At 62.3% G+C, this 22,653-nt stretch carries 22 protein-coding genes and 1 riboswitch; of the genes, 12 read left to right on the forward strand and 10 right to left on the reverse strand.

Annotated elements, in window-relative coordinates:
* Nucleotides 1-5: 5 nt before the first annotated feature.
* From thiI to JCM17207_RS00830, 3 genes are read left to right on the forward strand one after another with little or no spacing between them, the layout of a single operon-like run.
* Nucleotides 6-1,202, forward strand: coding sequence for a tRNA uracil 4-sulfurtransferase ThiI (gene thiI / locus JCM17207_RS00820; RefSeq protein WP_238315554.1), 1,197 nt, complete (start codon nucleotides 6-8; stop codon nucleotides 1,200-1,202).
* 21 nt (nucleotides 1,203-1,223) lie between these two features.
* Nucleotides 1,224-2,543 carry a competence/damage-inducible protein A gene (locus tag JCM17207_RS00825; protein ID WP_238315555.1) on the forward strand — a complete coding sequence of 440 codons (1,320 nt, stop codon included), beginning with the start codon at nucleotides 1,224-1,226 and terminating at the stop codon, nucleotides 2,541-2,543.
* A gap of 32 nt (nucleotides 2,544-2,575) precedes the next feature.
* Nucleotides 2,576-3,679, forward strand: a complete 1,104-nt coding sequence (locus tag JCM17207_RS00830) for a hypothetical protein (protein ID WP_238315556.1) — start codon at nucleotides 2,576-2,578, stop codon at nucleotides 3,677-3,679.
* Nucleotides 3,680-3,740: 61 nt separating this feature from the next.
* Here JCM17207_RS00830 and secA read toward each other — a convergent pair whose 3' ends face one another.
* From secA to JCM17207_RS00860, 6 genes are all read right to left on the reverse strand, one after another.
* Complete coding sequence (secA, locus tag JCM17207_RS00835) at nucleotides 3,741-6,575, reverse strand: preprotein translocase subunit SecA (protein WP_238315557.1); 2,835 nt, start codon at nucleotides 6,573-6,575, stop codon at nucleotides 3,741-3,743.
* 252 nt (nucleotides 6,576-6,827) lie between these two features.
* On the reverse strand, nucleotides 6,828-7,472 hold the full coding sequence (locus tag JCM17207_RS00840; protein WP_238315558.1) for an HAD family hydrolase: 645 nt from the start codon (nucleotides 7,470-7,472) through the stop codon (nucleotides 6,828-6,830).
* Nucleotides 7,473-7,497: 25 nt separating this feature from the next.
* Nucleotides 7,498-8,022 carry a QueT transporter family protein gene (locus tag JCM17207_RS00845; protein WP_238315559.1) on the reverse strand — a complete coding sequence of 175 codons (525 nt, stop codon included), beginning with the start codon at nucleotides 8,020-8,022 and terminating at the stop codon, nucleotides 7,498-7,500.
* A gap of 6 nt (nucleotides 8,023-8,028) precedes the next feature.
* Nucleotides 8,029-8,130, reverse strand: a riboswitch (PreQ1-III riboswitch).
* Nucleotides 8,131-8,256: 126 nt separating this feature from the next.
* Nucleotides 8,257-9,129 (reverse strand): DegV family protein, encoded by an 873-nt coding sequence (locus tag JCM17207_RS00850; protein ID WP_238315560.1) that lies wholly within the window; start codon nucleotides 9,127-9,129, stop codon nucleotides 8,257-8,259.
* Between the two features lie 8 nt (nucleotides 9,130-9,137).
* The gene (locus JCM17207_RS00855; protein ID WP_238315561.1) at nucleotides 9,138-9,644 is read right to left on the reverse strand and encodes a tRNA (cytidine(34)-2'-O)-methyltransferase; all 507 of its coding nucleotides are present in this window, start codon (nucleotides 9,642-9,644) and stop codon (nucleotides 9,138-9,140) included.
* Between the two features lie 18 nt (nucleotides 9,645-9,662).
* Nucleotides 9,663-10,496 carry a pyridoxamine kinase gene (locus JCM17207_RS00860; RefSeq protein ID WP_238315562.1) on the reverse strand — a complete coding sequence of 278 codons (834 nt, stop codon included), beginning with the start codon at nucleotides 10,494-10,496 and terminating at the stop codon, nucleotides 9,663-9,665.
* 211 nt (nucleotides 10,497-10,707) lie between these two features.
* On the opposite strand from JCM17207_RS00860, the gene JCM17207_RS00865 reads away from it, so the two are divergent.
* Complete coding sequence (locus JCM17207_RS00865) at nucleotides 10,708-10,902, forward strand: hypothetical protein (RefSeq protein ID WP_238315563.1); 195 nt, start codon at nucleotides 10,708-10,710, stop codon at nucleotides 10,900-10,902.
* 68 nt (nucleotides 10,903-10,970) lie between these two features.
* Here JCM17207_RS00865 and JCM17207_RS00870 read toward each other — a convergent pair whose 3' ends face one another.
* The 3 genes from JCM17207_RS00870 to mtaB form a co-directional block, all read right to left on the reverse strand.
* The gene (locus tag JCM17207_RS00870) at nucleotides 10,971-11,465 is read right to left on the reverse strand and encodes a pilin (protein ID WP_238315564.1); all 495 of its coding nucleotides are present in this window, start codon (nucleotides 11,463-11,465) and stop codon (nucleotides 10,971-10,973) included.
* Nucleotides 11,466-11,655: 190 nt separating this feature from the next.
* Nucleotides 11,656-13,209 (reverse strand): 4Fe-4S dicluster domain-containing protein, encoded by a 1,554-nt coding sequence (locus JCM17207_RS00875; RefSeq protein WP_238315565.1) that lies wholly within the window; start codon nucleotides 13,207-13,209, stop codon nucleotides 11,656-11,658.
* A gap of 196 nt (nucleotides 13,210-13,405) precedes the next feature.
* On the reverse strand, nucleotides 13,406-14,701 hold the full coding sequence (gene mtaB / locus JCM17207_RS00880) for a tRNA (N(6)-L-threonylcarbamoyladenosine(37)-C(2))-methylthiotransferase MtaB (RefSeq protein WP_238315566.1): 1,296 nt from the start codon (nucleotides 14,699-14,701) through the stop codon (nucleotides 13,406-13,408).
* A 179-nt stretch (nucleotides 14,702-14,880) separates the two neighbouring features.
* Here mtaB and JCM17207_RS00885 point away from each other — a divergent pair, with 179 nt between their 5' ends.
* The 8 genes from JCM17207_RS00885 to plsY all read left to right on the forward strand — a co-directional run bounded on the left by JCM17207_RS00885 (nucleotide 14,881) and on the right by plsY (nucleotide 22,477).
* The gene (locus JCM17207_RS00885) at nucleotides 14,881-16,137 is read left to right on the forward strand and encodes a D-alanyl-D-alanine carboxypeptidase family protein (RefSeq protein WP_238315567.1); all 1,257 of its coding nucleotides are present in this window, start codon (nucleotides 14,881-14,883) and stop codon (nucleotides 16,135-16,137) included.
* A 174-nt stretch (nucleotides 16,138-16,311) separates the two neighbouring features.
* Nucleotides 16,312-17,643 (forward strand): glucose-6-phosphate isomerase, encoded by a 1,332-nt coding sequence (locus JCM17207_RS00890; RefSeq protein ID WP_238315568.1) that lies wholly within the window; start codon nucleotides 16,312-16,314, stop codon nucleotides 17,641-17,643.
* A gap of 49 nt (nucleotides 17,644-17,692) precedes the next feature.
* Nucleotides 17,693-18,097, forward strand: coding sequence for an ATP-binding protein (locus JCM17207_RS00895; protein WP_238315569.1), 405 nt, complete (start codon nucleotides 17,693-17,695; stop codon nucleotides 18,095-18,097).
* Between the two features lie 145 nt (nucleotides 18,098-18,242).
* Nucleotides 18,243-18,743 (forward strand): YceD family protein, encoded by a 501-nt coding sequence (locus tag JCM17207_RS00900; protein ID WP_238315570.1) that lies wholly within the window; start codon nucleotides 18,243-18,245, stop codon nucleotides 18,741-18,743.
* 25 nt (nucleotides 18,744-18,768) lie between these two features.
* Nucleotides 18,769-18,948, forward strand: coding sequence for a 50S ribosomal protein L32 (gene rpmF, locus JCM17207_RS00905; RefSeq protein WP_005920250.1), 180 nt, complete (start codon nucleotides 18,769-18,771; stop codon nucleotides 18,946-18,948).
* A 117-nt stretch (nucleotides 18,949-19,065) separates the two neighbouring features.
* Nucleotides 19,066-20,394 (forward strand): DUF512 domain-containing protein, encoded by a 1,329-nt coding sequence (locus JCM17207_RS00910; protein ID WP_238315571.1) that lies wholly within the window; start codon nucleotides 19,066-19,068, stop codon nucleotides 20,392-20,394.
* Between the two features lie 44 nt (nucleotides 20,395-20,438).
* Complete coding sequence (der, locus tag JCM17207_RS00915) at nucleotides 20,439-21,782, forward strand: ribosome biogenesis GTPase Der (protein ID WP_238315572.1); 1,344 nt, start codon at nucleotides 20,439-20,441, stop codon at nucleotides 21,780-21,782.
* Between the two features lie 29 nt (nucleotides 21,783-21,811).
* On the forward strand, nucleotides 21,812-22,477 hold the full coding sequence (plsY, locus tag JCM17207_RS00920) for a glycerol-3-phosphate 1-O-acyltransferase PlsY (RefSeq protein ID WP_238315573.1): 666 nt from the start codon (nucleotides 21,812-21,814) through the stop codon (nucleotides 22,475-22,477).
* A gap of 92 nt (nucleotides 22,478-22,569) precedes the next feature.
* On the opposite strand, the gene JCM17207_RS13795 is transcribed toward plsY, so the two are convergent.
* Nucleotides 22,570-22,647 (reverse strand): hypothetical protein, encoded by a 78-nt coding sequence (locus JCM17207_RS13795; protein ID WP_373871900.1) that lies wholly within the window; start codon nucleotides 22,645-22,647, stop codon nucleotides 22,570-22,572.
* Nucleotides 22,648-22,653 lie beyond the last annotated feature (6 nt).

A 22,653-nucleotide genomic window follows, 5' to 3' on the forward strand; every position in this document is an offset into this window, starting at 1 on the left:
ATACCATGCATGAAGTGATTATGGGCTACCAGGGGGAGATGTCCCTCAAGGGCCTCAACCGCAACCAGTTTGAATCGGCGCTGATGAAGATTCTGCGCTACCGCCTCAAGACGGTGGGACAGTTCAAGATCTACTGTGCCCAGTCCACCTTCTATATGGAGCCAGAGGAAGAGGGCATCGACATGGACCTGGCCTTCGAGCGGGTGTCCAAGGTATTCGGCCTGGCCGCCGTCAGCCGCAGCGTGGTCTGTGAGAAGGACTTTGACACCATCTGCCGGACGGCGGAGGAATACCTGGGGGAGAGCCTGCGGGGCATCCGCACCTTTAAGGTGGAGGCCCGCCGGGCGGACAAAACCTTCCCCATGACCAGCCCCGAACTGATGCGGGAGCTGGGCGCCTATCTGCTGGGCAAACACAACTACCTGCGGGTGGACGTCCGCCAGCCCCAGTTTAAAGTCATCGTCGAGATCCGGGACCATGGCGCCTACATCCACGGGCCCAAGGTCCCCGGCGAGGGCGGCCTGCCGGTGGGCACCAGCGGCCGGGCTTTGAATATGCTCTCGGGCGGCATCGACAGCCCGGTGGCCGCTTACCGGATGGCCAAGCGGGGCCTGGGGCTCGATCACATCCACTTCGCCTCGCCCCCCTATACCTCCGAGCGGGCCAAGCTCAAGGTCAAGGCCCTGGCCCAGCTGACCTCGGTTTACACCGGCAGCTGCAACCTGTTTGTGGTGCCCTACACCCGGCCCCAGGAGTACATCCGGGACAACGCCCCCGCCATGCTCTTCACGGTGCTGATGCGCCGTAGCATGATGCGGATTGCCAATATCATCGCCAAAAAGCAGGGCTGTGAGGCCCTGATTACCGGTGAGAGCCTGGCCCAGGTGGCCAGCCAGACCGTCAAGGCCATCCAGTGCACCGACGCGGCCCAGGATCTGCCCATCCTGCGGCCCCTGATCGGCATGGACAAGACCGAGATCATCGAGACTTCCCGGCATATCAACACCTTCGAAACCAGCATCCTGCCCTATGAGGACTGCTGCACCATCTTCACCCCGCCCCACCCGAAGATCCGCCCCGAGCTGGCCGAGATTCTGGAAGCCGAGGCCCAGATGCCCGAACTGGCAGCCCTGGAGGCCGAGGCGGCCCAGCAGACCGAGCGGATCCGGATTCGGATGGACGACGTGGTGGATTTTGAATAAGGGAAGGGGAGCGCAGCCAGAATGACCGCAGAGATTATCAGCGTGGGGACCGAGCTTCTATTGGGGAACATCCTCAACACCAACGCCCAGTATCTCAGCCGGGAGCTGGCGGCCCTGGGCATCACGGTCCAGCGCCAGAGCACCATTGGGGACAACCACGACCGGCTGGCCGACTGGGTCAAGGACGCAAAACAGCGGTGCGACCTGCTGGTGTTTACCGGGGGCCTCGGCCCCACCGCCGACGACCTGACCAAGGAGACGGTGGCCGCCTGCTACGGGGACAGCTTGGTCTTTGACCCCGAGGAATGGGAGAAGATCACCCGCTATTTTGCGGCCTCGGGCCGGGCCACCGCCCCCAACAACCGCAAACAGGCCATGGTCCCCGCCCGGGGCCAGAAGATCCCCAACCGCCACGGCACCGCTCCCGGCGCCTGGTTTGAGCAGGAGGGCCGATGCGCGGTGCTGATGCCCGGCGTGCCCCGAGAGATGAAAGCCATGTGGGAGGAGGAGGTCCGCCCCCGGCTGCTGGCGCGGCAGAACTCCACCCTCCACTCCCTGACCCTGCGGGTGCTGGGAGGCGAGAGCGACATCGAATACCGGGTGCGGCCCCTGCTGGAGAACGCCGACCCCACCGCCGCCATCTACTGCAAGACCGGCGAGTGCGAGATCCGGATCACCGCCCGGGCTGCCACCGACGCCGAAGGCCAGGAAAAATGCCGGGCCTATGCCAAGAAGTTCTATAATATTCTGGGGGATGCGGTGTATGATGAGGACGTGGCCGGGCTGGAGGAGACAGTGGTCCGCACCCTGAAAGAACAGGGGCTGACCATCGCCGCCGCCGAGAGCTGCACCGGCGGGCTGATCGCCCAGCGGCTGACAGCGGTGCCTGGTTCCAGCGAGGTGTTCGGCTATGGGTTCGTCACCTACTGGGCCGAGGCCAAAACCCGGCTGGTGGGGGTGGACCCGGCGGTGATCGACCGCTATAACGTGGTGTCGGCCCCGGTGGCGGCCCAGATGGCCGCCGGTACCTTGGAGGCTTCCGGGGCGGATATCGCCCTGAGCGTCACCGGCATCGCGGGCCCCACCGGCGGGGATGAAGTCCGGCCGGTGGGCACTGTCTATCTCGGCGCGGCCCGGGGGGATACGGTTTATCTGAAAAAGCTGCACGTCTCCCGGCCCGACCGGGCACTGGTGCGGGCCCGGTCGGCCCAGGCGGCCCTGGAATTGGCCCTCCGGCTGGCCCAGGGGAAGATCCCCGCAGGGACCCGGGCACTGCCCCGGGCAGCCTGCCGGGACGACCAGGCCCTGGCCGAGCTGGACGCAGCATTTTTGAGCGAATAAAGGCGGCCCCTGGGCCGCGGGGGTGGAGAGCAATGAGTGAGGAAGCAAAACAGATCGGCTGTGTGCTGCGGATTTTTGGTGCGCCGCAGATGGCGGTACAGCAGGCGGTGGCGGGCTTTCCGGCGGGGTGGAACCTCTGCCGGGTGCGGTGCATGAGCCGGGGCGGCGAGACCCTGGTGGCTCTCACAGCCGAGGATAAGGCCGGGCTGACCCGGGCCGAGCAGAGCCTGCGGACCTGTTTCCCCGGGGACCTTTACGCCCAGGGGGACACCGATCTGGCGGCCTGTACGGTGCGGACCCTGGAACAGCACAAGCAGCTGCTGGTCTGTGCCGATGCCGCCGCCGGGGCCCTGGTGGAGCCCCGGCTGGAAGCCATCGCGGCGGCCGAAAAGATCTTTGATTTTGGCTCCGAGAGCTACACCCACCCCCAGCGGGGACCCCGGATTCGGGAGTTGGCCGAGAAGATCGCCGCCAAGACCGAGGGCGGCCCGGTGCATCAGGCCGCAGCCCGTCTGCGGGCGGCCTGCCGGGTGGCCGAGGCCGATCTGGCGGCGGCCTGCGTGGAGAAGGAGGGCGGGGCCCTGCTTCTGGTGGGGGGCCGGAAAAATGGATATTGGCTCCGGGCGGTTTGGGAGAGCGAGAACCCCGGCCTCTGGCTGCTGGATATGATCCGGCGGGCGGCGGCGGGCCTGCCCCAGGCCCAGGGTACCCGCTGGGTCAAGTATGGCGCAGACTTGCCGGAGGAACTCTCCCACCTGCCCCAGCGCCCCGTCGATGCCCCGGAGCAGGGAGAGAAAACCCCCGCCCCGGCGGCATCGGAGGAAACCCCGGCGGAAGGGGACAAACCCTCGGAACCCTCAAAAGAGGCCCCAAACCCGGAAGCCTGGGTGCCGGAGCGCAACGAACCCCTGCCCCGGCCCGACCCCGCCCCAGCGGCGGTGGAACCGCCCAAAAAGGGCAGCGGCCGGAAATGGCTGGGCCGGCTGCTGGTGCTGCTGTTGCTGGTTGTAATGGCGGCCCTGGGGGCGGCCTGGTACTACACCGGCGGCGACCTGACGGCCCTGCCCGAGCTTTTGGGCATCAAGGAGTTCAGCCTCTCGGGGGCGTCCCTGATGGAGATATTCTTTATAAGATAAACGAACCGGAGGCCCGGCAGCGTCTAAAGCTGCCGGGCCTCCGGTTTATCATTTGATTGGATTAGCTGTTCTGGCCCTGTTCGGGGTGGTACTGGGCGCAGGTGCACTTTTTCCACTTCAGGCCGCTGCCGCAGGGGCAGGGGTCGTTCCGGCCGATCTTAATGATCCGCACCGGCTGGCCCTTGGGGGCACCCTGGGCCCGGGGCGCGCCGTTGCCGGGCACAAAGCCCTCGCCCACCGGCCGGGCCACCTGCTCCCGCTTGGGGGCCACGCCTGCCTGGCGCACCTCGATCATCAGCAGCATCTTGATGCTGTCCTCCCGGATGGAGTCCACCATCTGGTCGAACATGTCAAAGCCCTCGATCCGGTATTCCACCACCGGGTCTTTCTGGCCGTAGCCCCGCAGGCCGATGCCCTGGCGCAGCTGGTCCATGTTGTCGATGTGGTCCATCCAGTAACGGTCCACGCATTTCAAAAGGCAGATGCGCTCCAGCTCCCGCATCAGGGGGGTGCCGTAGCGGGCCTCCTTGTCGGCCAGGATCTTCATGCCCCGGTCATAGAGGGCATCGGCGATCCCCTCCCGGGAGATGTGGTCGTAGTCCTCCACCGTGTAGCGGAAGTCCTCGTCCTTGGTCAGCCAGCCCGCATAGTGGCGGCGCAGGGCGCCGAAATCCCACTCGTCCTTCACGTCCCCGGCCAGGAACTGCTTGCAGCTGGAATCGATGTTCTCCCGCAGCATGTTGTGCATCTCGGCGCTGATGTCCTCGCCGTCCAGCACCTTCCGCCGCTGACCGTAGATGATCTCGCGCTGCTGGTTCATGACGTCGTCGTACCGCAGAACGTTTTTGCGGATCTCGAAGTTGCGGCCCTCCAGCTTCTTCTGGGCGCTCTCGATGGTGCTGGTGACCATTCGGTTCTCGATGGGGGTGTCCTCGTCCAGACCCAGGCTGCCCATCAGGCCCTGGACCCGGTCGCCGCCGAAGAGGCGCATCAGGTCGTCCTCCAGGCTCAGGTAGAAGCGGGAGGCGCCGGGGTCGCCCTGGCGGCCCGCACGGCCACGCAGCTGGTTGTCGATCCGGCGGCTCTCGTGCCGCTCGGTGCCGATGATGAACAGGCCGCCCGCGGCGCGGACTTCCTCGGCCTCGTCGGCGATCTCGGCTTTATACTTTGCGTATAGTTCGTCGAACCGGGCCCGGGCCGCCAGGATGTTCTGGTCCTGGGTGTCGCCGTGGCCGTTGGCCTCGGTGAGCAGCAGCTCCACCTCCTCGGGCAGAGCCTCCTGGGGGGCGTCGGGGTTCAGCAGATTTTCGCAGAAATGCTCTTTCCGCATCTGGGCCTTGGCCATATACTCGGCGTTGCCGCCCAGCATGATATCGGTGCCGCGGCCCGCCATGTTGGTGGCGATGGTGATGGCGCCCTTCTTGCCGGCCTGGGCGACGATCTCAGCCTCCCGCTCGTGGTTCTTGGCGTTCAGCACGTTGAAGTCCCGGGTGTGGCGCTGGAGCATCTTGGCCAGCAGCTCGCTCTTTTCCACGCTGACGGTGCCCACCAGAACGGGCTGGCCCTTCTCGTGGCACTCCATCACCTGGCGGATGACGGCGTTATACTTGCCGTTTACCGTCTTGTACACCGCGTCGGGATAGTCCTTGCGGATATTGGGCCGGTTGGTGGGGACGGTGACGATGTTCAGGCCGTAAATCTCGGTGAACTCGGTGGCCTCGGTCTTGGCGGTACCGGTCATGCCCGAGAGCTTTTTGTACATGCGGAAATAGTTCTGGAAGGTGATGGTGGCCAGGGTCTTGCTCTCGGCGGCGATCTTGACCCCTTCCTTGGCCTCGATGGCCTGGTGTAGACCCTCGTTGTACCGGCGGCCGATCATCAACCGGCCGGTGAACTCGTCCACGATCACCACCTGGCCGTCCTTGATGACGTAGTCGATGTCCTTCTGCATCACGCCGTAAGCCTTGATGGCCTGGTCGATGTGGTGGGCCAGGGTCATGTTCTCGGCGGCGGCCAGGTTCTCGACCTTAAAGTAGGCCTCGGCCTTCTGGATGCCGCTGGCAGTCAGGGTGCAGGTCTTGTGCTTTTCGTCCACCACATAATCGCCGTCGGCCTGTTCGTCGGCGGCCACCTTGTCTTGAAGCTCGACGACGACGCTCTTGCGCAGGGTGCGGACGAACCGGTCCACCTGGGTGTACAGGCTGGAAGAGTCCTCGCCCCGGCCCGAGATGATCAGGGGGGTACGGGCCTCGTCGATCAGGATGGAGTCCACCTCGTCCACGATGGCGTAGGCGTGGCCCCGCTGGACCATGTTGACCTTGTAGGTCACCATGTTGTCCCGCAGGTAGTCGAAACCGAATTCGTTGTTGGTGCCGTAGGTGATATCCGAGTTATAGGCCTTGCGGCGGGCGTTGCCGTCCATGCCCTGGGCGATCAGACCCACCGACAGCCCCAGCCAGCGGTAGAGTTTGCCCATCCACTCGCTGTCACGCTTGGCCAGGTAGTCGTTGACGGTAACGATGTGCACCCCCTCGCCGGTCAGGGCGTTCAGGTAGGCGGGCAGGGTAGCCACCAGGGTTTTGCCCTCGCCGGTCTGCATCTCGGCGATGCACCCCCGGTGCAGGGCGATGCCGCCGGTGATCTGGACCGGGAAGTGCTTCATCCCCAGCACACGCCAGGCGGCCTCCCGGCAGACGGCAAAGGCGTCGGGCAGGATGTCGTCCAGGGTTTCGCCCCCGGCCAGCCGGGCCTTGAGGGCGGGGGTCTGGGCCTGAAGCTCGCTGTCGGAGAGGGCCTGGTATTTGGATTCCAGATCCAGGACCTTCTGGGTAAGGGGTTTAATCTTCTTCAGCTCCCGGTCGGAGAAGCTGCCAAAGAGTTTTTCGGCAAAGGACATATTGGAACACCTCAAATAAAACAGGTTCCGCGGGCGGCGGTTTTATCACACCCGGAAACGATACTTTTCATTTTTACTTATTTTGGCAGCGGGGCAGAGCCTGTCCCGCACTCTTATTATGATACACCAAAGCACGAAAAAGTGTCAAATCAACAAAGGGAATTCCGGCGTATTTTGCGTGAACTTTCTGTAAATTTGCAAAAAAATGCGCCGCACGCAGAGCGCACAGCGCACAGAAAACCAAAAGGAGATTCAGCCCAGCAGATCCGGCAGCTGGTCCAGCCGGTCGATGACCGTGTCGCAGACCGATTCCAGCCGCTGACGGGACTGGTGACCGCCGGTAAAGAGGACGCATTTTGCCCCCAGAGCGGTGGCCACCTGGGCGTCATGATCGGTGTCGCCGATCATCAGGCAGCGGGCCGGGTCTACCCCGGATTCCGCCAGGAAGTCCAGCCCCAGCTGGATCTTGCTCACCCCATAAATGTCCGAAAGGCCGAGCAACTCGGAAAAATAGCCTTTCAGACCCCGCTGCGATGCCTGCTCGATCAGGTAGTCGCGGCGGGAGGCGGAGAGGATCACCTGGCGTTTGCCTAAGGAACGCAGGGCCTCCAGGGTGGAGGCGGCGGTGGCAGTCGGGGCACATTCTTCCACCCCGGCGTTATACCGGTCCATATAACTCTGGGCCAGTACTGGGTAGGGGTCGCGGTGAAAGTCGAATCCCACCCGGCGGTAATATTCTTCAATCGGGAACCCGAAGATCTCCCGGTAGGCTTCGAGGCTGTACCGCTGGGGGTAGCCGTATTGGGCCAGCAGCCCGTTCAGGCAGCCCAGCGAGTAGTTCACGTCGTCCAGCAGGGTGCCGTTCCAGTCCCAGAAAACAAGGTCGATCGGTTGCACAGTGTGGGTTCCTTTCTTTTGGTTGTTAGTGTGCTTCGGCAAAAACCCGCCGCAGAGCAGGATTGGTCTCGATGAGTTTCACCAGGGCCACCCCCAGAATGCCGCAGCTGATCACCTCGCCCAGGGCGACGGTGGCCGCATTGAAGGCAATCAGGCCGAAGGTGGCCGGCGTGTCCGAAAAGAAGATGGCGATCTCGGGGCCTACGATCACGGCATTCCAGAAGACCGGGGGCAGGGCGGCCGGCAGGGCCAGGCCCTTGACCCGGGCGTTGCGCACCGCGTAGGTGCACAGGCAGGCCAGCAGGGTGGCCAGGGTGCCGAACACCACGTCGATCAGGGTGGAGCCCAGGAAGTTGGCCAGCAGGCAACCCAGGGTCACGGCGACGATGTACTCGGGGCCGAACACCGGCAGAAGGCAGAGGGCCTCGGCCACCCGGACCTGCACTGCCCCATAGGAGAAGGGGGCCAGCGCCAGGCAGAGGGCTACATACAGCGCGGCCACCAGGGCGCAGCGCACCAGTTTGCGGACAGAAGAAGTTTGGTTCATCATAAAACACTCCGGCGGATAGATTTTGACCGCGCGGGGACCGCCAGCCCCCGTGGGTTTGGCCCGGCGTGGTTCGAGGCGCGCCGGGGAGCCTAAAATCCTAAGTTGCTCATCTGCTGTACAAGCGCACAGCAAATTATATTATACTATAATCCGCGAAAAACCGCAAGATAAGCACAAAAAAAGCCGCCGCGCCCGGCAGGCGCAGCGGCAAAAAACAAGGAATAGGGGGCGGGGTTATCTTCTGGGCTGGCCCAGGTAGACCATAGCGACGGTATCGGGGCCGGTGTTGGCAGAAACAGCGCCGCCCAGCAGGAAGGTGGCCACCGGACCGTGGCCGAACTCCTTGCGGCAGGCCTTGGCCAGATCCTCCACCTGATCAACGGCGGTGTGACCCAGCAGATACTCCACATCGTCCAGGCCCTCGGTGTACTTCTTGCAGACAGAGATCATGGCGGGGACAACCTTATCGTCACCCCGGACCTTGCTCTCCACCTGGGTTTTGCCGTCCACCATCCGGATGATGGGGCGCAGGCCCAGCAGCTCGCCCGCAAAGGCGGCAGCCGCAGAGATACGGCCGCTTTTCTTCATCTGGCGCAGGCTGTAAGGTCCAATGATGATCTCGGCCCGGTTCATCTTGTCGTTGAACTCGTCCAGAACATGGCGCAGCTCGGCGCCGTTCTGGAGCTTGCGGGCCATCTCGCAGAGGTACCAGCCGAACACCATGGAGTAGGTGTGGCTGTCCACCAGATGGATCTTCATCTGGTGTTCGGGGCGCTCTTCCCGCAGCATATTCTGGGCCATAACGGCGTTGCTGTAGGTGGAGCTGCCGGCACTGTTGAGGGTAACGTGGATCACATCGGTATAACCTGCGTCCACATACTCACAGTATTTCTCGCAGAACTGGATGGGGGTCAGGGCTGCGGTGGAGGGCACGCCCTTGGCTTTCCGCATCAGGTCGTAGAACTCCTCGTTGGTGCAGCTCACCCGCTCCAGATAATCCACACCATCCAGGGTGATGTGGATGCTCATAATATCAATGCCATACTTGTCGGCCAGCTCCTGCGGGATGTCGCAGGAGGAGTCGGTCAGGATTGCAATTTTGCTCATAGTGTTCCTCATTTCCATTCATAATCTCGCAGATGGCCATGGTCCAGCAGCTCGGGGAAATCCCACTGGCGCAGAACCTCATATACGCCCACGGCGACGCTGTTGGACAGATTCAGGCTCCGGCAACCCTCACGCATGGGCATCCGGATGCAGCTGTCCTGATTTTGGGCCAGCAGCGCTTCCGGCAGACCGGCGTCCTCCCGCCCAAAGACCAGGTAGGCGCCGTCGGGGTAGGCTACATCGGTGTAGCGCCGGGGCGCTTTGGTGGTGAAATAGTAAAAAGGACCGTTGTTTTTGGCAAAAAAATCAGAAAGCCCTTCATAATATGTTATATCAAGAAAATGCCAATAGTCAAGTCCTGCGTGCTTCAATTTTTTGTCATCGATGGCAAAGCCCATGGGCCCCACCAGATGGAGCCGGCAGGCGGTACAGGCACAGGTGCGGGCTACGTTGCCGGTATTCTGGGGGATGCGGGGCTCCACCAGCACGATGTTGAGGGTGGGTTTTTCGGTCATGGTTCGGGCCTCCCTGGTTTAAAATTCCTGTGCGGGGCAGAGCCGGGGCAGCAGCGGCTCGAACCAGACGCCGAACCGGGTATCCTCGGTGTGAGGGGTCTGCTGGATGGCCAGGGCCACAAACTCGGCGGCGGCGTCGGCAGCGGCGCTCAGGGCGTTGCCCCGCATCAGCGAGCCGGTGACGATGGCGCCGTACAGGTCCCCCGTGCCGGGGAAACTGCGGTCGATGTGGAGCTTGCGCAGAACAAAGCGTTCCCGCCCGCTGCCTGCGCAGCCGATGTACTTGCCCATGGGCAGCCCGGTGACCACGGCCGCGGGGGCCAGGGTGGTCAGCTCATCGGCCAGAGCCTGGGCGGATGCGTCGTCCATCTCGTCGGGCTGGCCGCTGTGGCCGAGCAGCAGGGCGGCCTCGGTGCAGTTGGGCAGGATCAGGTCCGCCTGGCGGCACAGGCCCCGGATCCGGTCGATCAGGGCGGGGGTGACGGTGGAGTAGGGCCGGCCGTTGTCCCCCATGACCGGGTCCACGATTTTGTAGGCGTCGGGCCAGAAGCGGAACGCCTGCTCTACCAGGGCGGCCTGGGCCTCCCCGCCCAGATAGCCCGAATAGATGCAGTCAAACTCTACCCCAAGCGCCCGGTAATGCTCCAGGGCGGCCTGGCAGTAAGCCGCGCTGTCCAGCCGGGCGGGTTCGCCCAGGCCGCCGGTGTGGGTGGAGAGCAGCAGGGTGGGCAGAACCACCGGCTGCAACCCCATCACCGACAAAACCGGCAGGATGACCGCAAGACTGCACCGGCCCATGCCGGACAGATCGTGAATGCAAAGAACTTTTTTCGGCGCAACAGGTTTTAACAACAAAGAAGCCTCCTTCATCCGAGTATAACCAAACCGGCGGCCCAGCCGCGGCCGCAGCAGTAAATGATAAAAATTGCACCCATTAGTATAACACAAATTTCCCTCTAAAAAAAGGCGTATGAACCCACCCCGGCCGGAAATACTGTAAGAGAACCCCCGCCCGGCGTGGGACGGGGGGCCAAGTTTCTGGATAACAGGGAGGTATTTTACCATGAAAGATCACCAGACCAGCAATCTGCTGATTGGGATGGCCGCAGGTGCGGCCCTGGGCGCGGCCGGAATGATGGCGGCCAACCAGAACCCCCGCAAGGTCAAGCGGGCGGCCCGCAAAGTGGCCAAGGGGGCCGAGCAGGCGGTGATGCAGCTGGATAAAATGGTCACCGATTTTATGGGCGAGCATCGATAAGCCGGGCCAACAAACAAGGCTGCGAACCAATCCGGTTCGCAGCCTTGTTTTTGTTTAAGGTTCAGGATTCAACTGGCCCAGACCGACATTCGGGCCGAGACATCCAGCTCGCCCAGCAGACTGAGATCGGTCTCGAGGCTGCAGGTGACGGCGATGGCCTGGGAGACATCTTCGCCGGTCAGGATGGAGTAGGGCAGATTCTGGATGGTGAGCACGGCGCTGCCGCTTTCAAAGCTGCCGCTCATCGTGCCCTCGTACCAGATATCGCCGATGGTCAGCCCCGCCAGGTGGCAGTCCATCCCCAGCATGGTCATGGACTGGATGGGCAGACGCAGGGTAAAGGTGCCGTTGGCCTGGCGGGTCATGGTCGCCCCGCGGGCGGAGTCAATGCCGTTGTTGGGTGCGGCGTCGGTGTCGTTCTTTTCATCCCAGAACTTGACGCTGACACCGAAAGAATTCTGGGGGCCTTCGGCTGCCCACGCGCTGGGGCAGCCTAGGGCGAAGAGGAGCAGCGCAGCCGCCCAGACGGCCAAAAACCGCTGCAAAACACTTCGACGTGTCATAAGAAAACCCTCCTTGCCGGACCGGAGCGATCCGGCTGTTACGGAAAAAGGAAACAGGATAAAATAACCTATTTTCATATCCTAATAATACCATCTTCCCGCCGTCAAGTCAATCACTCGCGGGGCCGAGCTTCTGGGCCATAGAAAAAGCCGCCCCCGGATGGGGGCGGCAGAAAGCAAACGATCGGGTTTAGCCTTCGAAATCAGGGTCGTCCTTGAGGAAGTGGATGCTGGACATGAAGGGACTCTTCTCGGGGTCCTGATAGGGGGCGTCCTTGACGTACTTGTTCAGCTGGGCTGCGGTGCGGACCGGGTCGGCGATGGTGCCGGCGCCGCCGATGCAGCCGCCGGGGCAGCCCATGCCTTCCAGCAGGTAGCCGTTGTACTTGCCGGCCTTGGCCAGCATCAGCATCTTCTTGCACTCGGCCAGGCCCTGGGCGGAAGCAATCTTGACCTCCTTGTCGGGGTACCACTCGTGGATCTTGTCGGCCACAGCCTTGGCCACGCCGCCCGACTGGGCAAAGCCGCGGCCTGCGCCGGAGGCGTAGTGCAGCTCTTCCTCGGTGTTCTCGGACTCCAGAGCGTCGAAGTCGATGTTGCAGGCCTCGATGATGCCGGCCAGCTCCTCAAAGGTCAGGACAAAGTCCACGTCGCTGCGCACATGGCGGCGGGAGGCCTCCAGCTTCTTGGCGGCGCAGGGTCCGATGAAGCACATCCGGGCCTCGGGATCGGCGGTCTTCATCATCCGGGCGGTAAAGACCATGGGGGTCATGGTCATGGAGATGTTCTTGGCCAGGCTGGGGAAGGCGGTCTTGGCCATCATGCTCCAGGCCGGGCAGCAGGAAGTTGCCATGAAGTCCAGCTTCTCGGGCACCTCAGCCAGGAAGTCCTTGGCCTCGTCCACGGTGCACAGGTCGGCGCCGATGGCGACTTCCACAGTGTCGCAGAAGCCCACCGCCTTGAGGGCGGCGCGGAGCTTGCCGGAGGTGGCCAGCTGGGGGAACTGGTTGACAAAGGCGGGGGCCACCAGAGCGTAGACCCGGTCGCCGCGGTTGAAGCTCTGGATCAGCTGATAGATCTGGCCCTTGTCGGCGATGGCGCCGAAGGGGCAGTTGACCAGGCACTGGCCGCAGGAGACGCACTTGCTGTAATCAATCTCGGCCCGGCCCAGGGAGTCGGAGTGGATGGCGCCCATGCCGCAGGCCGCAGCGCAGGGGCGCTCGGTCTTGACGATGGCGTGGTAGGGGCAGACGTCCACACAGCGGCCGCACTTGATGCACTTTTCCTGATCGATGGTGGAGCGGCCGCTCTCCCAGACGATGGCATGCTTGGGGCAGACTTCCATACAGGGGTGGGCGAGGCAGCCCTGGCACAGATCGGACACCTTGACCAGCTTTTCGGGGCAGCGGTTGCAGGCGAACTTGATCACGTTGACCAGGGGAGGATCGTAGTACTTGTCCGCAATCGACGCATCCTCCAGGCCAGAGACGACGCTGTTGTGCTCGTCCATCCGGCGGGTGGGCAGGCCCATGGCCAGGCGGACACGCTCCTCGACGATGGCGCGCTCCAGGAAGATATCCTTGCGCAGCTTGCCTTCCTCACCGGGAATGATGGTGTAGGGGATCTTGCGCATCATGTGGTTTGCCTTTTCGCCCTTGACGTTGGCGTAAGCCATCCGGGCTACCTCGGTGAACACCTGACGGCGGATCTGAATGACCGTGGTGTTGATGCCTCTGAAACTCATTCCAATTTCTCCTTTTATAAGACCATAGATAGGGGGCTTTGACCAGATACGAAACAGCACAGGTTCGCCCAAAACCCGGGCCGCCGGTGCCGCTCCTTTTCAAGGACATTTTAGCATAAACCGAGGGGGTTGAAAAGGGCGCGGCAACAAATTGATATAAAATTGACAAAAAAGAACGTTTCCGGCCGGGGGTCTCTCAGCAGAGCGCGGCCTGCACCCGCTCGCCGTCGTATTTACCCAGCCGGACCCGGACGATCTCGCCGCTGACGTGGCCGGGGGCCGATACCACCACCGGCACATACAGCCGGGTGTAGCCGGTGAAGAGGGTGGCGGAGAGGGCGGTTTCCAGCAAAACCTCGTCCTCGGTACCTTTCAGGGTGGCCAAAACCTGGGCGCGTACCCGCTCGGCCACCTCGTTCATGGTCCGGCTGCGGGCCTGCTTCTCCCGCTCGTGGATCTGATCGGGGAAATCATAGGCCGGGGTGCCGCTGCGGCGGGAGTAGGGGAAGACGTGGACCTTCAAAAAGCCGATCTTTTCCAGAAAACGGCAGCTCTCCTCGAAATCCGCCTGACTCTCTCCGGGGAACCCGCAGATGCAGTCGGTGGTAAAGCTGATGGGCCGGCCCCCGTAGGCGGCCCGGAGCTTGGCCACCACCTCGGCGTACTGCTCGGCGGTGTAGACCCGGCACATCCGGCGCAGGGTGGCGGAGCAGCCGCTCTGGAGGCTCAGGTGGAACTGGGGGCAGAGTTTGTCCACCGCCGCCAGCCGGGCGATGGCCTCGTCCGAGAGCATATCGGGGTCGAGGCTGCCCAGCCGAATCCGCTGGATGCCCTCCACCTGGGCGCATTTTTCCACCAGCTCCACCAGGTTGGTGCCGGTGTCCAGCCCGTAGCTGGGCAGGGAGATGGCGCTGAGCACCACCTCCCGGTAGCCTGCCCCGGCCAGCTGGTTCAGCTCGGCCAGGATGCTGGCCTCCGAGCGGCTCCGCACCGGCCCCCGGGCCCGGGGGATGACACAGTAAGCGCACTGGCGGTTGCAGCCGTCCTCTACTTTAATAAAAGCCCGGGTGTGGGTCTCGAACCGCTCCACCGGCAGCTCCTCGAACAATTCGCCCCGGGTGTGGGGGGTGATGGCCACAATCCGCTCGTGGCCGTCCAGCAGCTTGCGGACGTTGTCCAGAATGGCTTTCCGGTCGCCGTTGCCGCAGACCAGATCGGCCTCCACGAACTGGCCGGCCTCCTCGGGGAAAGCCTGGGGGTAGCAGCCGGTCAGTACGGTGACGGCGCCCGGGTTTTCCCGCTTGGCACGGCGGAGCCATTTGCGGCTCTTCTGATCGCCGAAGTTGGTCACGGTGCAGCTGTTGACAATAAAGACGTCGGCCGCCTCGCCCTCCGGCACGATGGTAAACCCGTTGCGCCGGAACAGCTGTTCCAGTGCCTCGGTCTCGTTCAAGTTGACCTTGCAGCCCAGGGTGTAAAAACAAACGCGCATGAAAGAATGGTCCTTTCCGGTGAAAAAGTTTGGAATCAGGCCCAGTATAACAGATTTCCGCGGGAAAGTACAAGGGATAGCCTGCCCCGGCGGCGCATAAAATCACAGCAGAACCATTTTTTACAGGGCCGGACCACAAGCCGGCGGGACAAAATCTGAGTTTGCGGGAGGCAGAACAAATGGAGCGAAAAAAATTGGCGCTTTTCTCCACAGCGGCGCTGTGTTTCTGGCTGTTTGCGCTGGCGTTTGGTTCGGCGCAGGGGGCGGGCCTGCGGGCTGCACTGAGCGGCGGGGAGGTCGAGGTGGTGGAAGTGGCGGCGGCCCCCGCCCAGGCTGAGCCCCTGGCGGTGGAAGCGGCTACCGACGTGACCCTCCCCCTGAGCTGCCGGGCGGCCATCCTGATCGACCAGAGCACCGGCACGGTGTTGTATGAGATGAATCCGGACGAGCGGATGCCCATCGCCTCCATCACCAAGGTGATGACCCTGCTTTTGACCTTTGAGGGGCTGCACAACGGCAAGTATACCCTGGACGACGTGGTGCCCGTCAGTGAGCACGCCTATCAGATGGGGGGCAGCCAGATCTGGCTGGAGCCCGGGGAACAGCTGACCCTGTGGGAGATGATCAAGGCCATCTGCGTTTCCAGCGCCAACGACGCGGCGGTGGCGGTGGCCGAGTTTGTGGGGGGCAGCGAGCCGGTCTTTGTAGAGCAGATGAACGCCCGGGCCGCCGAGCTGGGGATGACCGGGACCACCTTTAAGAATGCCTGCGGGCTGGACAAAGAGGGGCACCTGTCCACCGCCCGGGACGTGGCCATCATGAGCCGGGAGATCCTGAACACCTGCCCCGAGATCCTGGAATACACCGGCATCTGGACCGACAGCCTGCGGGGCGGCCAGACCCAGCTGGTGAACACCAATAAACTGCTCCACCGGTACAACGGTATCACCGGCCTGAAAACCGGCACCACCAGCGGCGCGGGGGTTTGCATTTCGGCCAGCGCCACCCGGGACGGTTTGAGCCTGATCGCGGTGGTGTTGGGTTCTCCTTCCAGCACCGAGCGGTTCGACGCGGCCACCACCCTTTTGGATTACGGCTTCGCCCACTACGAGGCGGCGGCCCTGCCCGCCATGGACCAGCGGCCCTTGCAGCTGGCGGTCACCGGGGGCGTGGACGAGTGGGTGCCCCTGGATTATTCGGCCCTGCCCGAGAGCCTTCTGCTGGAAAAAGGCAGCCAGGGCGAGCTGACCGCCCAGATCAATCTGCCCGAAGAGGTGGAGGCCCCGGTCTCCCTGGGCCAGACCCTGGGCACGGTGGTGATCTCCAGCGGCGAGACGGTGCTGGGGGAATACCCGGTGACGGCGGCCGCCGATACGCCCCGGATGACCTTTGAGCGGGCGCTGGATCTGCTGCGAGAGAATCTGCTGGGCGGCTGAGGGGTTCTTTCCATCTTAACTAAAACGGCAGGAAAGGGGAAAAACCTCCTTGTTAAAATTGTATGAAGGGTGCGGATTTTGGCCTTGACTTTGAGGGAAGGGAACGGTACACTTAGATAAAGCACCTGTCGTTGGTGCAAGTGCCGGAATATCGGTTTGGAGGTTGTAAACAGTATGAGTGTTTCTTTTAATACCAAACACCTTTCCCATTTTATCCATGAGGATGAGTTCCAGGCGATCTATCCCCAGGTTGAGGCTGCACACAATGCCCTCGAGGCCAAGAACGGCCCCGGTAATGATTTCCTCGGCTGGATGTACCTGCCCCGGGATTATGATAAAGAAGAGTTTGCCCGCATCAAGGCCGCAGCGGCTCAGATCCGCTCCGACTCGGATGTTCTGGTGGTGGCCGGCATCGGCGGCAGCTACCTGGGCGCCCGCGCTGTCATCGAGGCAGTCAAGGGCATGTTCCACAATGAGCTGGAGGACGGCCTGAAGATTTACTTCTGCGGCAACAGCATCAGCCCCAGCTACCTGAACGATATCATGGCCCTGTGCAAGGGCAAGCGCTTCTCCATCAACGTCATCTCCAAGTCCGGCACCACCACCGAGACCAGCCTGGCCTTCCGTGTGCTGCGCAAGCTGCTGGAGGATCAGGTGGGCGTTGAGGAGGCCAACAAGCGGATCTACGCTACCACCGACCGGGCCCGCGGCACCCTCAAGCAGCTGGCCGACAGCCAGGGCTGGCCCACCTACGTGGTGCCGGACGACGTGGGCGGCCGCTACTCGGTGCTCTCGGCTGTGGGTCTTCTGCCCATCGCCGCCGCCGGCATCGACATCGACCAGCTGATGCAGGGCGCTGCCGACGCCATGGAGCGCTTCTCCAAGCTGAGCCCGGACAACGACGCCTACAAGTACGCCGCCGCCCGGAACATCCTCTACCGCAAGGGCAAGTCCATCGAGATTCTCGAGTGCTACGAGCCCAACTTCACCCTGATGAACGAGTGGTACAAGCAGCTCTTCGGCGAGAGCGAGGGCAAGGACAACAAGGGCCTGTTCCCCGCCAGCTGCATCTTCTCCACCGATCTGCACTCCATGGGCCAGTTCATCCAGGAGGGCTCCCGGACCATGTTCGAGACCATCGTGGACGTCAAGAAGCCCGCATCCGATCTGTACATTGAAGAGCTGGAGGGCAACTTCGACGGCCTGAACTTCCTGGCCAACCAGAACATGAGCGTGGTCAACCGCAAGGCGATGGAGGGCACCATCCTGGCCCACACCGACGGCGGCGTGCCCCAGCTGATGATCGAGACCGACGATTTGTCCGCCTACAACGTGGGCTACCTGATCTACTTCTTCTGGCGTGCCTGCGCCTGCAGCGGCTACCTGCTGAGCGTCAACCCCTTCAACCAGCCGGGCGTCGAGAGCTATAAGAAGAACATGTTCGCGCTGCTGGGCAAGCCCGGCTACGAGAACCTGACCGCAGAGCTCGAGGCCAAACTGAAGTAAATTTAGATTATCCTGCCGCAAGGCGTGGAAAATACAGGAGGACTTTACTATGATTAAACTGATTGTTGGTACCAAGGGCTCCGGCAAAACCAAGGCCATGATCGACATGATCAACGACGCCGTCAAGACCACCAAGGGCAACGTGGTTGTCGTGGAAAAGGGCATGAAGCTGACCTATGATATCGCTTCGGCAGCCCGCCTGATCGATGTGGACGAATATAAGATCAGCGGCGGCGAGATGCTGTACGGCTTTGTCGCCGGCCTGCTGGCCAGCAACTACGATATCACCGAGATTTACATCGATGGCATCCTGAAGGTCCTCGACCACGACATCAACCGTCTGGGCGTGGTGCTGGATGAGATCGCCGCCATCGCCGGCGACACCGTCAAGGTCACCGTCACCGTCAGCGCCGACGAGGCCATGCTGCCCCACGACGTCAAGAAATATCTGTAATTCTCCGTGAAGTTCTGGCATTAAGTCAGCCACCCAGGCAGGGAACCGGAAAACCAAAAATTTTTCGGTTTTCTGCCTGTTTTAGGTATTGACAAAGGTCCGCTTTGGCGCTATACTGACAAAGCAGCCTTTTTAGAGGTGTACTATGCAATTTGACCTGAGAAAGTTTATCGCGGCCGGCGCCCGCCCCTACCACGCAGAGTATCAATGTGATCTCTCTGCACGGGATTTCGCCGGCGCACGGATCCCCGAGCCTGTGTCGGTTTGCTTTGATGCACAGCCCGACGGCACAGAGATCCAGATGACCCTGCGGGCAAAAGCATCGGTGCATGGCGAATGTGCCCGCTGTCTCGACCCGGTCGAGAGCGAGGAGACGGTCTGCGCGGAGTGGACGGTCCGGCAGCGCGATCTGGATGACCCGGATTTTGAGCTGCCGCTGGACGAACACGGCCGCCTGGACGTGGATGAGTGGCTCTATCAGGAGTTCCTCTTCCAGATCCCCACGGTGTTGCTTTGCAGCGCCGACTGTCAGGGGCTATGCCCCCAATGCGGGAAAAAGATGGCAGACTGTGTCTGCCAGAGGGCACAGGACAGCAGAGCCCCCGCAGACGCAAGGCTGAGTGTGCTAAAATCACTGCTGAATTGAGAATCCATCAAGGAGGTGCAAAAATATGGCAGTACCTAAGAGACATCTTTCCAAGGCCCGCCGCGACAAGCGTCGCAGCAATGTTTGGAAGCTGGAGGCCCCCGCGCTGGTCAAGTGCAGCAACTGCGGCTCTCTGAAGCTCCCCCACCAGGCATGTGGCAACTGCGGTTACTACAAGGGCGAGGAAGTCATCAAGAAGGCCTAATTTGCGCGGAATTGGTGGCATATTGGTGTATGAAAGAAGGGGAGGGCGTATTGCGCCTTCCCCTTCTTGTTCTATATGGCAAACTTTTTGAATGTTTCGGGGAGGTGACGGCAGCCCATGGCCATCAAAATCCAAACGGTTGAGCCGGGCAGCCCGGCCCAGCAGCTGGGCCTCGGCCCGGGAGACGAGCTGCTCTCGGTGGACGGCAACCCGCTGAACGACACGCTGGACTATGAGTTTTATACCGACAGTTCCAGCTTCCACCTGAAAGCCCGCATCCAGGGCGCTGTGCAGGAGTGGGATGTCCATCGGGAGGCCCGCGGCCCCTTCGGCTGCGATTTCGCCACCTATCTGGGGGACGAAAAACACTCCTGCTCGAACCACTGCATGTTCTGCTTTATCGACCAGCTGCCCCCCGGCATGCGGGAGAGCCTCTACTTTAAGGACGACGACGAGCGTCTGTCCTTTTTGTTCGGCAACTATATCACCATGACCAATATGCAGGACCACGAGATCGACCGCATCATCAAGATGCACATCTCGCCCATCAATATTTCGGTCCACACCACCAATCCCCAGCTTCGGATCCGGATGCTGGCCAACCGCCGGGGCGGCGAGACCCTGAAATACCTCGACCGTCTGGTGGAGGGGGGCATCGAGGTCAACTGTCAGCTGGTGCTCTGCCGGGGGGTCAACGACGGCGACGAACTGCGCCGCACCCTCACCGACCTGCTCAAGCTGACCCCCATGGTCCAGAGCATCGCGGCGGTGCCCTGCGGCATCACCGACTACCGCAAGAATCTCTACCCCCAGGTGCCCTATGACGCGGCGTCCAGCGCCGAGGTCATCGACATTCTGGAAGAGTTCGGCGATGAGTGCAAAGCCCGCCACGGCAAGCGGATCATCTACCCCAGCGACGAGTGGTACCTCAACGCGGGGCGGCCCCTGCCCCCGGCGGAGTTCTACGAGGACTACGCCCAGCTGGAAAACGGGGTGGGAATGTGGCGGCTCTTCGAGCAGGAGTTCCTGGCCGAACTGGACAAGCCCCACCGCATTTATGGCTCGAAGAAAATGGACGTGGTCACCGGCACCCTGGCGGCGCCTTTGATTGAGGCTATGATGGCCGAGCTTCACCGCCAGTACCCCATGATCGAGGTGACGGTCCACCCCATCCAGAACAAATTCTTTGGCGGCAACGTCAGCGTCGCCGGGCTGGTCACCGCCACCGATATCCTGGCCCAGTGCAAGGGCAAGCTGCAAAGCAGCGTCCTCGGGGTGCCCGAGGTGATGCTGCGCAGCGAGCGGGATATGTTTTTGGACAGCGTGACGGTGGACGAGCTGGCCCAGCAGCTGGGGGTCAAGATCGAGATCCTGCCCAGCGGCGGCGGGGACGAGGCCCGGGCCCTGCTGCGGAGCGGGCTGCATATTGCCCGCCGCCGAGAATAATTTTTTCATGAGAGAACCTCTTTTCGGAAAGGAGGACAACCCCTGTGAGCAAACCGATCGTAGCAGTGGTGGGCCGGCCCAACGTGGGCAAATCCACCCTGTTTAATAAACTGTGCGGCCAGCGTCTGGCCATTGTGGAGGACACCCCGGGCATCACCCGGGACCGGATCTTCGCTGAATGCGAGTGGGGCGGCCATTCGTTCCTGCTGGTGGACACCGGCGGCATCGAGCCCAAGGCCACCGAGGGAATCCTGGCCCATATGCGGGAGCAGGCCCAGATCGCCATCGACACCGCCGACTGCATCATCATGGTGGTGGACGTCCGCTCGGGCCTGACCGCCTCGGACGAGGATGTGGCCCATATGCTCCGCCGGAGCCACAAGCCCATCATCCTGGCCGTCAATAAGTGCGACAAGGTGGGCGAGGCCCCCATGGAGCTGTACGAGTTCTACAACCTGGGCTTTGACGAAGTGCTGCCCATTTCCTCGGTCCACGGCCACGGCACCGGCGACCTGCTGGACGCCGTCTGCGCCCACCTGGATTTCTCTGAGGTCGAGGTGGAGGAAGAGCGGATTCCGGTGGCCATCATCGGCCGGCCCAACGTGGGCAAATCCAGCCTGACCAACCGCATCCTGGGCGAAAACCGGATGATCGTCGCCAACGAGGCGGGCACCACCCGGGACGCCATCGACACCCCGGTGGACAACGCCTACGGTAAGTTTATCTTTACCGATACCGCCGGCCTGCGCAAGCGGAGCAATATCACCGAGGGCCTGGAGCGGTATATGGTGGTTCGTGCCCTGGCGGCGGTAGAGCGGAGCCGTGTGGCCCTGATCCTGGTGGATGCCACCGTGGGCTTCACCGAGCAGGACAGCAAGATCGCGGGCTATGCCCACGACCAGGGCAAGGCCTGCATCATTGTCATCAACAAGTGGGACGCTGTGGAGGGCAAGGAGACCAACACCATGGAGCTCCAGCGCCGTGGTTACAGCGAGTGCTTCAGCTTCATGAGCTATGCCCCCATCATCTTTATCTCGGCCCAGACCGGCTACAACGTCAACAAGCTGATGCAGCTGATCCGGGACGTGGACAGCCAGAACGGCGCCCGTGTGCCCACCGGTGTCCTGAACGAGATGCTGGCCCGGGCCACCGCCCGGATGCAGCCCCCCAGCGACAAGGGCCGCCGGCTCAAGATTTTCTATCTGACCCAGGCGTCCACCCGGCCGCCCACGTTCGTGGCCTTTGTCAACGCAAAACATCTGTTCCATTTCAGCTATCAGCGGTATATCATCAACCAGATCCGGGAGAATTTCGGCCTGGAAAATACGCCCATCCGCCTTGTGGTGCGGGAGCGCGGCGCCGGTGAGGTCCGCGCCAAGGACGTCTGATCGGACGGAGATAGGGGAGGAAAGTAATTATGTTGTGGACGATTTTGATCGTAGCAGCAACTGCGCTGCAGGCCTACCTGCTGGGCAGCGTGGACACCGGCATTCTGGTCAGCCGGCTGGTGTATCACGACGATGTGCGCAACCACGGCAGCGGAGCCGCGGGCATGACCAATATGCTGCGCACCTTCGGTAAAAAAGCGGCGGCCATGACCGCCATCGGCGATGTGCTGAAGGGTGTTCTGGCGGTCTGCATCGGCCGGTGGCTGTTCGGTTATTTGCAGGGAGCGGATATTTCGCCCTATCTGGGGGCCTATCTTTCGGGCATCCTGGCAGTGGTGGGGCACTCCAAGCCCATCTACTTTGGGTTTAAGGGCGGCAAAGGCGTTCTGGTGGCCAGCGGCGCCCTGCTGGCAGTCCAGCCGGTGCTGATGCCCTGCCTGTTCCTGATTTTTCTGCTCTGTGTGCTGCCCACCGGTATGGTGTCTCTGGGCAGTGTGACGGTTGCCGGCTGCTATCCCCTGCTGACCTTGGGCTACGGCCTGTGGCAGGGTCTGGAAACCCGGGACCTGATTGTGACGACGGTGGGTGCGGCCATCATCGGCATTATGGTGATCTATATGCACCGCTCCAACATCCAGCGGATTCGCGAGGGTAAGGAGTATCGGTTTGGAAAAAAGCACCAGAAGAAAGACTAATTACATAACCAAAAGCGCCTCCCCGGCCTGAACCGCCCCATATTGTGCGGACAGTACAAAAAAGAGGCCTGCAAGGGGTAGAAGTAAACGAATCAAAGACTGGCCTGGCGAAGCGAGAGCGGAGCCAGGCCAGTCTTTGTCTGGAGCCGCTCGTGGTTATAGAAGTGGATGTACTC

The sequence above is a fragment of the Faecalibacterium gallinarum genome (assembly GCF_022180365.1).
Taxonomy (GTDB): Bacteria; Bacillota; Clostridia; order Oscillospirales; family Ruminococcaceae; genus Faecalibacterium; species Faecalibacterium gallinarum.

Excerpts from the sequence above, each read along its gene's own strand:
- thiI (WP_238315554.1), top strand. The coding sequence starts at position 6 with ATGCATGAAGTGATTATGGGCTACCAGGGGGAGATGTCCCTCAAGGGC.
- JCM17207_RS00825 (WP_238315555.1), top strand. The coding sequence starts at position 1,224 with ATGACCGCAGAGATTATCAGCGTGGGGACCGAGCTTCTATTGGGGAAC.
- JCM17207_RS00830 (WP_238315556.1), top strand. The coding sequence starts at position 2,576 with ATGAGTGAGGAAGCAAAACAGATCGGCTGTGTGCTGCGGATTTTTGGT.
- secA (WP_238315557.1), bottom strand. The coding sequence starts at position 6,575 with ATGTCCTTTGCCGAAAAACTCTTTGGCAGCTTCTCCGACCGGGAGCTG.
- JCM17207_RS00845 (WP_238315559.1), bottom strand. The coding sequence starts at position 8,022 with ATGATGAACCAAACTTCTTCTGTCCGCAAACTGGTGCGCTGCGCCCTG.
- JCM17207_RS00850 (WP_238315560.1), bottom strand. The coding sequence starts at position 9,129 with ATGAGCAAAATTGCAATCCTGACCGACTCCTCCTGCGACATCCCGCAG.
- JCM17207_RS00855 (WP_238315561.1), bottom strand. The coding sequence starts at position 9,644 with ATGACCGAAAAACCCACCCTCAACATCGTGCTGGTGGAGCCCCGCATC.
- JCM17207_RS00865 (WP_238315563.1), top strand. The coding sequence starts at position 10,708 with ATGAAAGATCACCAGACCAGCAATCTGCTGATTGGGATGGCCGCAGGT.
- JCM17207_RS00870 (WP_238315564.1), bottom strand. The coding sequence starts at position 11,465 with ATGACACGTCGAAGTGTTTTGCAGCGGTTTTTGGCCGTCTGGGCGGCT.
- JCM17207_RS00875 (WP_238315565.1), bottom strand. The coding sequence starts at position 13,209 with ATGAGTTTCAGAGGCATCAACACCACGGTCATTCAGATCCGCCGTCAG.
- mtaB (WP_238315566.1), bottom strand. The coding sequence starts at position 14,701 with ATGCGCGTTTGTTTTTACACCCTGGGCTGCAAGGTCAACTTGAACGAG.
- JCM17207_RS00885 (WP_238315567.1), top strand. The coding sequence starts at position 14,881 with ATGGAGCGAAAAAAATTGGCGCTTTTCTCCACAGCGGCGCTGTGTTTC.
- JCM17207_RS00890 (WP_238315568.1), top strand. The coding sequence starts at position 16,312 with ATGAGTGTTTCTTTTAATACCAAACACCTTTCCCATTTTATCCATGAG.
- JCM17207_RS00895 (WP_238315569.1), top strand. The coding sequence starts at position 17,693 with ATGATTAAACTGATTGTTGGTACCAAGGGCTCCGGCAAAACCAAGGCC.
- JCM17207_RS00900 (WP_238315570.1), top strand. The coding sequence starts at position 18,243 with ATGCAATTTGACCTGAGAAAGTTTATCGCGGCCGGCGCCCGCCCCTAC.
- rpmF (WP_005920250.1), top strand. The coding sequence starts at position 18,769 with ATGGCAGTACCTAAGAGACATCTTTCCAAGGCCCGCCGCGACAAGCGT.
- JCM17207_RS00910 (WP_238315571.1), top strand. The coding sequence starts at position 19,066 with ATGGCCATCAAAATCCAAACGGTTGAGCCGGGCAGCCCGGCCCAGCAG.
- plsY (WP_238315573.1), top strand. The coding sequence starts at position 21,812 with ATGTTGTGGACGATTTTGATCGTAGCAGCAACTGCGCTGCAGGCCTAC.